The 13,326-nt window shown below is 44.7% G+C and carries 11 protein-coding genes; all 11 read left to right on the plus strand.

Annotation, left to right across the window (positions count from 1 at the left end):
- Positions 1–130: 130 nt before the first annotated feature.
- A complete protein-coding gene (locus I2D69_RS14700; RefSeq protein ID WP_148461080.1) occupies positions 131–1,162 on the plus strand; it encodes a M42 family metallopeptidase in 1,032 nt (343 codons plus the stop codon).
- Positions 1,163–1,265: 103 nt separating this feature from the next.
- Positions 1,266–1,934: a response regulator transcription factor gene (locus I2D69_RS14705; protein WP_118578126.1), complete on the plus strand. Its 669-nt coding sequence runs from the start codon at positions 1,266–1,268 to the stop codon at positions 1,932–1,934.
- Positions 1,931–2,914 (plus strand): sensor histidine kinase, encoded by a 984-nt coding sequence (locus I2D69_RS14710; RefSeq protein ID WP_173736126.1) that lies wholly within the window; start codon positions 1,931–1,933, stop codon positions 2,912–2,914. The genes I2D69_RS14705 and I2D69_RS14710 overlap by 4 nt, the downstream gene beginning before the upstream one ends.
- Before the next feature lie 113 nt (positions 2,915–3,027).
- Entirely contained in the window at positions 3,028–4,098 is a 1,071-nt protein-coding gene (locus I2D69_RS14715) for a PTS sugar transporter subunit IIC (protein WP_173736127.1), read from the plus strand.
- 163 nt (positions 4,099–4,261) lie between these two features.
- A complete protein-coding gene (locus tag I2D69_RS14720; protein WP_173736128.1) occupies positions 4,262–4,393 on the plus strand; it encodes a FeoB-associated Cys-rich membrane protein in 132 nt (43 codons plus the stop codon).
- 378 nt (positions 4,394–4,771) lie between these two features.
- Positions 4,772–7,297 carry a glycyl radical protein gene (locus I2D69_RS14725; protein WP_195380138.1) on the plus strand — a complete coding sequence of 842 codons (2,526 nt, stop codon included), beginning with the start codon at positions 4,772–4,774 and terminating at the stop codon, positions 7,295–7,297.
- Positions 7,298–7,470: 173 nt separating this feature from the next.
- A complete protein-coding gene (locus tag I2D69_RS14730; protein WP_173716021.1) occupies positions 7,471–8,262 on the plus strand; it encodes a glycyl-radical enzyme activating protein in 792 nt (263 codons plus the stop codon).
- A 363-nt stretch (positions 8,263–8,625) separates the two neighbouring features.
- Positions 8,626–10,137, plus strand: a complete 1,512-nt coding sequence (locus tag I2D69_RS14735) for a 4Fe-4S dicluster domain-containing protein (RefSeq protein ID WP_148461086.1) — start codon at positions 8,626–8,628, stop codon at positions 10,135–10,137.
- A gap of 57 nt (positions 10,138–10,194) precedes the next feature.
- Positions 10,195–11,412 (plus strand): peptidase T, encoded by a 1,218-nt coding sequence (gene pepT, locus I2D69_RS14740; protein WP_195380139.1) that lies wholly within the window; start codon positions 10,195–10,197, stop codon positions 11,410–11,412.
- Positions 11,413–11,607: 195 nt separating this feature from the next.
- Entirely contained in the window at positions 11,608–11,751 is a 144-nt protein-coding gene (locus tag I2D69_RS14745) for a hypothetical protein (RefSeq protein WP_173718189.1), read from the plus strand.
- 384 nt (positions 11,752–12,135) lie between these two features.
- A complete protein-coding gene (locus I2D69_RS14750; protein ID WP_118578135.1) occupies positions 12,136–13,083 on the plus strand; it encodes an L-lactate dehydrogenase in 948 nt (315 codons plus the stop codon).
- Positions 13,084–13,326: the final 243 nt, after the last annotated feature.

The following is a 13,326-nucleotide window of genomic DNA, read 5'->3' on the forward strand; positions in this document are numbered from 1 at the left end:
CACATTTGAGGATAATAAGTAAATATAATGTTATCGCTTAAAAGTAATTTCTGTGAAGCGCATTGCTATACAAAAAGTGAAGAACGATAGATGATAAGATTAAAATTCGTAAGAAACAGGAGAGAATATCATGGGAAAATACACAGATTATGTTATGAAAACAGCACAGGATCTGCTTGCAGTGCCAAGCCCAAGCGGCTTCACACACATGGCAGCCGAATTTGTGAAAAAAGAATTTGAGAATCTTGGCTATAAGCCTCAGATTACCCAGAAGGGCGCTGTGCTCGTAAAGCTTGGAGGAAAAGACGATGAGAATGCAGTGGTTCTGGCAGCTCACATGGATACTCTTGGCGGAATGGTCTGCCAGATCATGGACAACGGACATCTGAAACTGACTAATATCGGCGGTATGAATCCAAACAATGCAGAGGCTGAGAATTGTAAGGTTTATACAAAGTCCGGCAAAGTATATGATGCAACTTTCCAGCTGGAGAATGCGTCTGTTCATGTAAACGGCGAGTATAGCGATACCAAACGTACTTATGAGACGATGGAGGCCATTCTTGATGAGCCGGTGAAGAATAAAGAGGATGTGAAAAAACTTGGAATCATGACAGGCGATTTTGTCTGCTTTGATCCAAGGACAGTTGTGACTGAGAGCGGATACATCAAGAGCCGTTTCCTTGATGATAAATTCAGCACTGCTATTCTTCTCGGCTATGCTAAATATCTGAAAGAGAAAGAAATTCAGACAGAGCGTACCATTTATGTACTGATCACTTCTTATGAGGAAGTGGGACATGGTGGATGTGCCGCTATCCCAGATGGAGTGACAGAGATGATCTCCGTAGATATGGGATGTGTTGGAAAAGGCCTGGAATGTGATGAAACCATGGTTTCAATCTGCGCTAAGGACAGTATGGGACCATATGATTACCAGGTGGTTTCCGGTCTGATCAAGGCTGCACAGGAGAATGACATTGCGTTTGCTGTGGATGTGTATCCTCATTATGGCTCTGATGTGGATGCGGCACTGAAAGCAGGCTATGATATGAAGCATGGTCTGATCGGACCGGGAGTTTACGCATCTCATGGATACGAGCGGTCACACAGGGATGGAGCGAAGAATACACTGAAATTACTGAAGGCATATTTAGGATAAAAGTCCTGCGCGATAGCGCTAAAGGCGCGGAACAATCGACTTTCATTTGGGGTGATGTCTGCGCAGGCAGACATGTCCGTTTAGAAGAAAAACTTGATTAAAAATGTATAAAATCTTAATAATAGAAGATGACGAAATTATTGTACAGATAGTAAAGCGACATTTGGAATCCTGGGGATATGAGGTCTTTCAGATCGAAGATTTCACTCATGTGATTCAGGAGTTTGTGCAAAAAGATCCACAGCTGGTGTTGCTGGATTTGAAACTGCCGTTTTTTAACGGTTTTCATTGGTGTGAGGAAATCCGCAAAATTTCACAGGTACCAGTGATGTTTCTGTCTTCAGCGGCTGACAATATGAATATGGTAATGGCCATGAGCCGGGGTGCAGATGATTTTATCGCGAAACCTTTTGATCTGGATGTGTTAACTGCGAAGGTGCAGGCTGTGCTTCGCAGAACCTATGCCTTTGGTCAGAACAACAGTCTTCTGGAAAGGGGCGGCGTAGTGCTGAATCCTGGAAATGGGACGATTTCAGTGGATGGAAAGCTTGCAGACCTGACGAAAAACGAATTGAAGATATTGCAGATACTATTTGAACATCAGGGGCATGTTGTATCCAGAGAGTCGATTATGACAAAACTGTGGGAGAGCGACAGCTTTGTGGATGACAATACTTTGACAGTAAACATCACAAGAATCCGTCGGAAGCTGGAAGGTCTGGGTGTAGAGAACTTCATTATCACCAAAAAAGGCCTGGGGTACATGGTATGATTAAATATCTGAAAACCAGATGGAAAACAGGTGTTTTGGCTTTACTTATGGTAGCGGTAACGGCTGGAATCCTTTTTCTGTATGATATTCCGCTGGAGCCTGTAGGTTATGTGGCGGTTTTTGAAATGCTGCTGACAGGCCTGGGGCTTATGTGGGATTACCATAAATACCGGAAAAAGCAGGAAAGTCTGCTTTACATAAGAGACTGCGGCAATTTTTCAGAAGAATATCTGGAGGCTCCGGAGAATGAAAATGAGGCTATTTACCGGGAAATCTGCCGTAGTCTGGATGAGAAGAGAATAGAGGCTGAAAATCAGAGAAGTGCTTTTGGTACAGAATTGACAGACTTTTATACGCTGTGGGTTCACCAGATCAAAACACCTATTGCTGCAGCAAGACTGCTTCTTCAGGAAGAGAAGCCCAGACCTCAGGAGATTCAGAATGAGCTTTTTAAGGTGGAGCAGTACGTGGAGATGGTGCTGGGGTATCTTCGAACGGAGGATATGGCTTCAGACATCCGATTTGAGGAAATGGATATGGATTCTCTGATTCGTGAGCAGATTCACAAATTTGCCAGAATATTTATTGGGAAAAAGCTTTCTCTGGAGTATCAAGAGGTATCGGAAACGGTGCTTACAGATGAAAAATGGCTTGGCTTTGTGTTGGGACAAATTTTATCAAATGCACTGAAATACACAAAAAAAGGAAAAATATCCATCTATATGAGCATATCCAGGCCGCATACGCTGGTGATCGAAGATACTGGAATCGGAATCCGTGCCGAAGATTTGCCCCGGGTTTTTGAAAAGGGGTTTACTGGCTATAATGGACGTGAAGAGAACAGGTCTACTGGAATTGGGCTTTATCTTTGCGGAAAGATTATGAAAAGGCTGGATCACGGAATCAGGATAGAGTCGGAGCTTGGAAAAGGGACGAAGGTATTTCTTGAACTGGGAAGGAAGAAGATGGATCTATATTAGAGCGTGTTCGGAAAAAACAATCTCGCAGTCTGCATGCCCCACTTTTCGGTGTATTTTGCAGATTGCAAGATTAATTTTTTACATGCTTTAGATGGTGGGGACAAGGAGAGAGTATGAAAGCGATAAAGAAGGTTTTAAACAATATTTTTATTGATGGTTTAAGCGGAATGGCTTTGGGGTTGTTTTCTACTTTGATCATCGGAACTATTTTGAAACAGATTGGTGATTTGATGGGCGGTACATATGGCACTTATTTAAGTGCATTTGCAGTGGTTGCCCAGAGGCTTACAGGTGCCGGAATCGGCATCGGTGTTGCGTATAAATTCCGGGAATCTACTTATGTGCTGTTGTCGGCTGCGGCAGCAGGAATGATTGGGGCTTATGCATCAAACCTTATTGCAGGAACCCTGTTGTCTGATACAGGGGCATTAGTGTTATCCGGTCCTGGCGAGCCTCTTGGAGCGTTTGTGGCTGCATATGTGGGAATTACGATTGGGAGGCTGGTTGCCGGAAAAACAAAACTGGATCTTCTTATTACACCAGCAATCACCATCCTTTCCGGTGGTGCTGTAGGGATACTGGTAGGACCGGGAGTATCAAGCTTCATGACATGGCTTGGCAACCTGGTAAACTGGGGAACTGAGCAGCAGCCAATCCTGATGGGAATTGTGGTTTCTGTCATCATGGGAATGGTACTGACTTTGCCAATTAGTTCTGCTGCTCTTGGAATTATTCTGGGGCTGAATGGCGTGGCAGCGGGTGCGGCAACGATCGGATGCTGCTGTCAGATGATTGGATTTGCAGTGACAAGTTTTAAGGATAATGGCGTGGGCGGTCTTTTTGCCCAGGGAATTGGAACCTCCATGCTGCAGATCCCTAATATTATGAAGCGTCCGCTGATCTGGCTGCCTCCTACACTGGCATCTGCTATTTTAGGCCCAATTGCCATTATCGGGCCTTTCCATATGACAAACAATGCGACAGGCTCCGGAATGGGAACCTCAGGTCTGGTTGGACAGATCATGACTTATCAGACCATGGTGGCAACCGAATCCCCAGTTCTGGTTATTCTGAAAATCGTAGTCTTTCATTTCCTGCTTCCAGGACTTTTGTCTTATGTGATCTATCGTGGAATGCGGAATATGGGATATATTAAAGATGGACAGATGAAGCTGAGCGTATAAAAAAGTTGCTAACACAAAAAAAATATTGACATCTAATAGATGTTAGAATATACTAACAATATAAATCATGATTATGTTTGTTGGTGAAATTTTGTACAGCGTTTGTAAAAGGAGACAGAAGTCTCTGGCAAATGCGTTTCGGGTAACCGGAAAGGAGTATAGTATGGGAACAGTAGTTGTAGGCGCTATCGTAGTTGCAATCGCAGGTCTTGCAATCAGAAGCATTGTAAAAGATAAAAAAAGCGGAAAAGGCTGCAATGGTAACTGTGGAAGCTGCGGCGGACACTGCCATTGAGCTGTGAATGAGGTACAGGTATTTTTACATAGCTGGTAAATAAGAAAATGAGGAAACTGCTATATTGGAGAAATCTGATATGGCAGTTTTTTTTAGCGTTTTCTGAAATCAAAATATGAAAATCGGAAAACGCTTTTTGTTTAACCTGGTATCTTAATAAAAACAACGAAAAACCACAAAAATCAACCAAAAACACCAACCAAAGCAACAAAAACAGTGTTGAATTATGTTGACACCGCATAGCAAATGACGTATAATGAGCATAGAAAACTATGTCATGGAACAACGGACATTTATGTTGCCGACAGAGAGAATATTGTGTTTTGGAGATACAGAATACTATTTCATATGCCGGGACATCCATGAGAAAGGAGAACCATGGAAAAATACAATACAAGTGAGATTCCGAAATCTTCCAGAATTACCCGTCTGGTAGATCATCTCTATGCCAAGATGCCGGAGATCGAATCTTACAGAGCCAAGCTGATCACAGAGTCCTATAAGGAGACCGAAGACCAGCCGATCATTACCAGAAGAGCGAAAGCTTTTTCCCACATTTTACATAATATTCCCATCATCATCCGTGATGAGGAACTGATCGTGGGAAGTAACTCCATTGCACCAAGAGGATGTCAGACATTCCCGGAATTCTCATTCCAGTGGCTGGAAGACGAGCTGGATACGGTTGCTACCAGAACTGCCGATCCGTTCTATATCTCAGAGCAGGCCAAGGCAGACCTTCGGGAAGCTCATAAATACTGGAAGGGCAAAACCACCAGTGAGCTGGCAACTGCTTACATGGCACCGGAAGCAATTCGCGCGATCGACCATAATATCTTCACCCCGGGTAACTATTTCTATAATGGTGTAGGACATGTTACCGTAAAATACTGGGAAGTTCTTGAAATCGGATACGAAGGCATTATGGCGAAAGCACAGGCTGAGCTGGATAAATGCAATGTGGGGGATGGAGATTACGCAGAGCGTTCCCGTTTCCTGGAAGCAGTTATCATGAGCTGCCAGGCAGTGATTGATTATGCAGACAGATATGCAAAGCTTGCCCTTGAAATGGCAGAGAAATGTACAGATCCACAGCGTAAAGCAGAGCTTCTTGTGATTGCATCCAATTGCAGCAAGGTTCCGGCGAAGGGAGCTACCAATTTCTGGGAGGCGTGTCAGTCCTTCTGGTTTGTGCAGCAGCTTCTCCAGATGGAGTCTAGCGGACATTCCATTTCCCCAGGACGTTTCGACCAGTATATGTATCCTTATTATAAGAAGGATATTGAGAGCGGCGCGATTACCAGAACAGCAGCCCAGGAGCTTCTTGATTGCATCTGGGTAAAATTAAATGACCTGAATAAAGTCCGTGATGCTGCTTCCGCAGAAGGCTTCGCAGGCTACAGTCTGTTCCAGAACCTGATCGTAGGAGGTCAGGATAAAGATGGCAATGATGTGACCAATGACCTTTCCTTTATGTGTATTGAGGCATCCATGCATGTACATCTTCCGGCTCCGTCCCTTTCCATCCGTGTATGGAATGGTTCTCCTCATGACCTTCTGATCAAGGCAGCAGAGCTTACCAGAACGGGTATCGGACTTCCGGCTTATTATAACGACGAGGTAATCATCCCAACACTGCAGAACAGAGGACTTTCCCTGGCAGATGCCCGTGAGTACAATATCATCGGATGCGTAGAGCCTCAGAAAGCAGGTAAGACAGAGGGATGGCATGACGCAGCATTCTTTAACATGTGCCGTCCGCTGGAGCTTGTATTTGGCAATGGTATGGATCAGGGTGAGATGGTTGGTATTCCTACCGGCGATGTTACCCAGATGGAAACCTTCGATGAGTTTTACGATGCTTACAAGAAGCAGATGGAATACTGCATCTCCCTTCTTGTAAATGCAGATAATGCCATCGACGTAGCACATGCAAAGCGTTGTCCGCTTCCGTTCCTTTCCAGTATGATCGATGACTGTATCGCCCTTGGAAAGACAGTGCAGGAAGGCGGCGCAGTTTATAACTTTACCGGTCCACAGGGATTTGGTATTGCAAACATGGCAGATTCCCTCTATGCGATTCGCCAGCTGGTTTACCAGGAGAAGAAGTTTACAATGGAAGAGCTGAAAGAAGCTCTTGCATGGAACTATGGCAAAGGATTGGATGAGCAGTCTGTGAAAGAGATCACAACCGGCATCTTAAGAGAGATGACCGAGAGCGGTGCCAAGGTTGATGCGGATACAGCAGCTGCAGTTTTGAAATCTGTTATGAATGCCCAGATGGCACCTGAGAAGATGGCTAGATATCAGGAAATTCACGACATGATCGCAGAAGTTCCGAAATTCGGAAATGACATTCCGGAGGTTGACTACTTCGCAAGAGACGTAGCTTACACATACACAAGACCGTTACAGAACTTTAAGAACCCAAGAGGCGGACAGTATCAGGCGGGACTTTATCCGGTATCTGCAAACGTACCTCTTGGTGGACAGACTGGTGCTACACCAGATGGAAGATATGCACATACTCCGGTTGCAGACGGTGTTTCCCCATCCGCTGGCAAGGATGTGAACGGACCTACTGCAGCAGCAAGCTCTGTTGCAAAACTGGATCACTTCATCGTATCCAATGGTACTCTGTTCAATCAGAAATTCCATCCGTCAGCATTGTCTGGACGTGAGGGTCTTGAGAAGTTCGTTGCACTGATCCGTTCCTACTTCGATCAGAAGGGAATGCATATGCAGTTTAACGTTGTAAGCAGAGAGACACTGCTTGATGCACAGGCACATCCGGAGAACTATAAGCACCTGGTTGTACGTGTGGCTGGTTACAGTGCACTGTTTACTACACTTTCTAAATCTCTGCAGGATGACATTATCAGAAGAACTGAGCAGGGATTCTAAAAAGAAAGTCAGCAGACTCTTATGCAGGAGAGTTATAATTGCCCCATAGCTCACTTCTTAGCGAGATGATAAGTGTGGCTGTGAATGGGAACTTTCTGCGAAAAATATAAATGGAATTGCTGGTGGCTTCGTTAAGAGAAGTCTGCTGGCACTTCCGTATAATGGAGAAATCTATGGAATATTTAGACACTACAGGACGTATTTTCGACGTCCAGCGCTATTCCATCCATGACGGTCCTGGAATCCGTACCATTGTGTTTTTGAAAGGCTGTGTGCTCAGATGTCAGTGGTGCTGCAATCCGGAATCCCAGGAATATAAGATCCAGACAATGAAAACTCCAGACGGCGTGAAGACCATGGGACGAGACGTAACTGTCCGCGAGATGATCGAACTGGTAGAGAAGGATCGCCCATACTACTACCGTTCCGGCGGCGGAATGACACTTTCCGGCGGCGAATGTCTCTGTCAGCCGGAATTTGCCCGTGACCTTCTTCGCGCAGCGAAAGAGCGTGGAATTAATACAGCTATCGAGAGTATGGCTTGTGTTCCCTGGAAAAATATAGAGATGGTACTGCCTTATCTGGATACTTACCTGATGGATATCAAGCATACCAATCAGGAGAAGCATAAGCAGTTTACAGGCAAGCCCAATGGACTGGCTCTGGAGAACGCCAGAAAGGTAGCTCTTTCTGGCCAGACCAATCTGGTGATTCGTGTACCTGTCGTTCCAACGTTCAATGACAGTGTGGAGGAAATCAAGTCTATTGCTTCCTTTGCATCTACATTGCCAGGTGTGAAGAAGATTCACCTTCTTCCTTATCACCGTCTGGGACAGGATAAGTACGACTGGCTTGGAAGAGAATACAAGCTGCCGGAGATCCTTCCTCCAGAACCGGAGCATATGGAACTTTTGAAAAAAGCAGTGCATTCCGTCTGTGATCTGGATTGCCAGATAGGTGGATGAAATAATATTTTATGTGAAAATTTTGAAGAAAGACATTGTGTGGAGAAATCTGTACAGTGTCTTTTTTTGCGTGCATTTCTTATTTAATGTGTTGGGAGGGTGAAAAGTTCTTCAGGAGGGACACATTTGAACAACTTTCAACACACTAAAAGAAAGCCTTTTTCATACATGCTCCAGGAAAAGAAATTGGAAAAAGATTTGCTTAAATTATAATTTTTTTGTATGATAGGTGGTATAATAAATACTTGATGAATTTATATCAACTATTTAAAAAAGCGGAGAAAGAAAACTTTATAAAGACAGTTAGATTGATTGCGGTAAAATCTGGCTGGTGCAAAATACTACAGCATAAGGAGAAAAAGAATGAGAGGACTATACTCATCAAAGACAAAAATCAGACACCAGATTTTTACTGAAATTGCCCGGCTTGCCTATGAGGGCGACATTGAGAAAGAGATGGATGATCTTCCGTACAAAATTCTTCCAGGAGAGATTGCAACATATCGTGACAGTATTTTTCTGGAGAGAGCTATCGTAGGAGAGAGACTGCGTGTGGCAATGGGACTGCCTCTTCGAAACATTTCCGAGCATGCGCCAATTTCCAAGGGTGTAGAAGCCAGCTTGATCGAAGAGAAATATTATGAGCCGCCCCTTATCAATATTATTAAATTCGCCTGCAACTCCTGTCCGGAGAAGCGTGTGATTGTCACAGAGGGCTGCCAGGGCTGTCTGGAACATCCTTGTCAGGAGGTCTGTCCCAAGCAGGCTATCCACATGGAAAACGGGCGGTCTGTGATCGATCAGGAGAAATGCATCAAATGTGGAAAGTGTCTGGAATCCTGTCCATATAATGCCATTATCAAGCAGGAGCGTCCGTGTGCCAAGGCCTGTGGAATGAATGCCATCCATTCAGACGAGTATGGCAGAGCAGAGATCGACTATGACAAGTGTGTTTCCTGTGGAATGTGCCTGGTAAGCTGTCCGTTCAGTGCCATTGTAGATAAGGGACAGATTTATCAGACCATTATGGCATTAAAAAGTGATACACCAGTTTATGCCATTGTAGCGCCGGCTGTGGCAGGTCAGTTTGAACCGGAATTGAAGAATACCCAGCTTCGGGGAGCTTTTAAGGCGCTTGGATTTACGGATATTAAGGAAGTGGCTGTGGGTGCAGATCTTTGTACCATTGAGGAGGCTAAGGACTTCATGAAGGAAGTGCCAGAGAAAATTCCGTTTATGGGAACCTCCTGTTGCCCGGCATGGTCTGTTATGGCAAAAAAGACGGTTCCACAGCTTGCCAACTGCATTTCCATGGCGCTTACTCCCATGGTACTGACTGCCAGACTTCTGAAGCAGGAAGAGCCAGACTGCAAGATCGTGTTTGTAGGACCATGTGCAGCCAAGAAGCTGGAGGCAAGCCGTAAGTCGGTTCGAAGCTATGTGGACTTCGTTCTCACCTTTGAAGAGGTGAAAGGCATGTTTGATGCCAAGGATGTTGATTTCGCCAGCCTTCCGGAGGAAGAGCCTCTTACTCAGGCCAGTAGTGACGGTCGTGGCTTCGCTGTTAGCGGCGGTGTGGCAGCCGCAGTTGTGAAAGCTGTAAAGCGTATGGATCCGGATCGCGAGGTGAAGGTAGTCAGTGCTAACGGACTTCAGGAGTGTAAAAAGATGCTGATGGCAGCCAAAGCAGGGAAATACAACGGATATCTGCTGGAAGGCATGGCGTGTCCTGGCGGCTGCATAGCAGGTGCCGGAACGGTGCAGACTGTAAAGAAGGCAGGAGTGGCACTGGAGAAGATGAAGAAGGAAGCGTCTTTTGAAGAATGTATGGATACTTCATTTGGCGGGGAACTGGAGAAACTGGAAGAGCTGTAAAATTATTTAGCCGAGCTGCTTGAAAATAAAGAATACATGAGAAGGAGAAAAGCAAAAATGCGTGCATACGAACGTTTATTAAATTATGTGAAAGTATATACCACAAGCGAGGATGAGCAGGAGAACGTGCCGTCCACCAGCCGTCAGTTTGACCTGGGAAACCAGCTGGCAGAGGAACTGAAAAAAATAGGGGTTCAGGACGTGCGCATTGATGACAAGTGCTATGTTTATGGCGTGATCCCGGCTACAGAAGGCTTGGAAGAGAAACCAGCCATTGGCTTTATCGCACATATGGACACAGCACCTGATTTTTCCGGAGAAAACGTAAATCCACAGATTATCCCGGAGTACGACGGCGGTGATGTAAAGTTGGGAGACAGTGAATATGCTCTTACCTTGAAAGATTTCCCACATCTGGCATCTTTAAAAGGAAGAACCCTGATCACCACCGACGGAAGCACTCTTCTTGGTGCAGATGACAAGGCTGGTGTGGCTGAGATCATGACTATGGCAGAACAGGTGATCACAGAGAACATTCCTCATGGAAAAATCTGTATCGGCTTTACCCCGGATGAGGAGGTCGGCTGTGGTGCAGACTTCTTCGATGTAGAAGGCTTTGGGGCTGATTTTGCCTACACCGTAGACGGCGGCGCTGAGAATGAGATTGAATACGAGAACTTCAATGCCGCAGGTGCAAAGGTAAAGATCAAAGGCTTTTCCGTACATCCAGGCAGCAGTAAGAATACCATGATCAATGCAGCGCTGGTTGCCATGGAGTTTAACAACATGCTTCCAGCAGGAGATACTCCGGCCAATACAGAAGAGTATGAGGGATTTTTCCATCTCTGCGAAATGAGCGGAGATGTATCCACGGCAAGCCTTGACTATATCATCCGCGACCATGACAGTGCCATGTTTGCCTGCCGCCAGGAGATGATGTGGCATATTGCCAAACTTCTCAATGAAAAATATGGTGAAGGTACTGTGACGCTTACTATGAAAGAGCAGTATCGTAATATGAAAGAGATGATTGAGCCCTGTATGCATCTGATCGATAATGCGAAGAAGGCTGTGCAGCAGTCCGGACTGAATCCTGAGACAGTTGCAATCCGCGGCGGCACAGATGGCGCAAGACTTTCCTTCATGGGACTGCCTTGTCCGAACCTTGGAACCGGCGGTTATGCCTTCCACGGACCATGCGAACACATTACCGTTGAAGGAATGGATTATGCCGTGGAGAATCTGAAGAATATTGTGAAGCTGTACGCCTACTGATTCGGGCAAGAAAAAGCATTGGTGAGATCCATGATTTTTTAAACATGTTTTAGAAAAAAGCATCTGTCGAATCGTAACTGACAGATGCTTTCTTCTTCTCAAATTTAAACAAAATTTTACATGTCCGAGACAACAAGCTGCTTTTTTTCCTTATAATTATCTTGAGAAAAAAGCTAAAAAGGAGAACTGATCTACTTGAAGTACCAGAAAATTGTAAATAATAAGGAAATTAATGCATATCTGAAAAAGGGAGACGCCAATCTGGGGACAATGGGATTTACAGAAGTAACCTACATAAAATCATACAAAACAGAGCCCCTATATTTATGCAATATGTAGAAGCCCCAAAATAATGATAAAAATTAAAAAAAATAGTTGTTAAAAGATTGTCATTGTGGTATCTTAATGAGAGCGGAGAAAACCAATATTTTATGCGGAGACGAAGAGGGAAAAGTCCTTTTGTTGAGAATTGTTTGTCAAGAAACACATAGTGACATGACTTGAACCAGGAAAACAGGAAGAAAATTCTCTGTGTTTCTGGTTTAGGCCATGTCACAAGGCAGAAAATAAAGTTTTTACCCGCTTTTTTTCTAACTGTGATTGTTAAAAAATAAACAAGAAACAAAGGACATCACACAGGGAAAACCAACCAATCCCACGGAAAAGTAACAAAACAGAGGGAAAAGTTGACACAATCCCACAACCCCATGAAAGGAGTTTTTTATGAGCAGCAAAATTACCATTATCGGAGCTGGAAGCGTTGGCTCCACTATCGCTTACACACTGGCACACGACGAGATCGCTTCCGAGATTGTTCTGATCGACATCAACAAGGAGAAGGTTGAAGGAGAGGTTATGGACATTGAGCAGGGAACCTGCTTCAGAAGCCCTGTATCTCTGGTAGCCGGAGATTACGCAGATGCAAAAGATTCTGACATCGTGATCATCACATCCGGAATCGCCCGCAAACCTGGACAGACCCGAATTGAGCTTACTCAGACAAACGTAAATATTCTGAAGAGCATCACTCCTCAGATCGTAAAAGAAGCTCCAGACGCAAAGTATATTATCGTAAGCAACCCGGTAGATATTATGACCTATGTATTTACCAAGATTTCCGGTCTTCCGGAGAATCAGATCATGGGATCCGGAACTATTCTTGATACAGCAAGACTTCGCTATGGACTTTCCGAGCACTTCAAAGTAGCCCAGGGAAATATCCACGCTTATGTTTTTGGCGAGCACGGAGACACCTCCTTCATTCCATGGACAGGCGCTTACATTTCCGGTCTCAGCACAGATGAGTATTATGAAGAAATGAAAGCTCACGGCAAGGATGTGAAACCTCTGGATAAAGAAGCCATGCTGGAATATGTACAGAAATCCGGCGGAAAAGTTATTGCAAAGAAAGGCGCAACCTTCTACGCAGTATCTGCTACCGTTTGCCAGCTGGTAGGTCTGATCCTGGCAGCTTCCGATTCCCTTGCAACCGTATCCTCCATGCTTCACGGTGAGTATGGAATCGAAGATGTGTGCCTGAGTACCCTTACTCTTGTAGGACCAAATGGAACACAGGGAAAAGTTCAGATGCGTATGAATAAAGAGGAAATTGCATTGCTGAAGAAGAGTGCCGATGCCCTGAAGGAAGTAATCGCACAGATTGAGCTTTAAAAGTTATTGTTCCCAGATATTATTCCGCGAAGCAGACAGATGTGAACGGAAGAAACAGTAATTTTTCACCTTAGCTTTGTAGAGTGCATTTTGTAAAGAAAAAAATAATTTCAAGTGCAGAATCGAAGCATTACATTCAACTATACCAGCAAAGACATCCCCGGCTTCTATCGCGGAAAGCGGTAAGTCGGGTTCCACTTTGCGAAAGCAACCCAAATAGCTGCTGTTTACATATGTGAATTT

It is taken from the genome of Ruminococcus sp. D54t1_190329_F1, assembly GCF_015551645.1.
Lineage (GTDB): Bacteria > Bacillota > Clostridia > Lachnospirales > Lachnospiraceae > Blautia_A > Blautia_A faecis.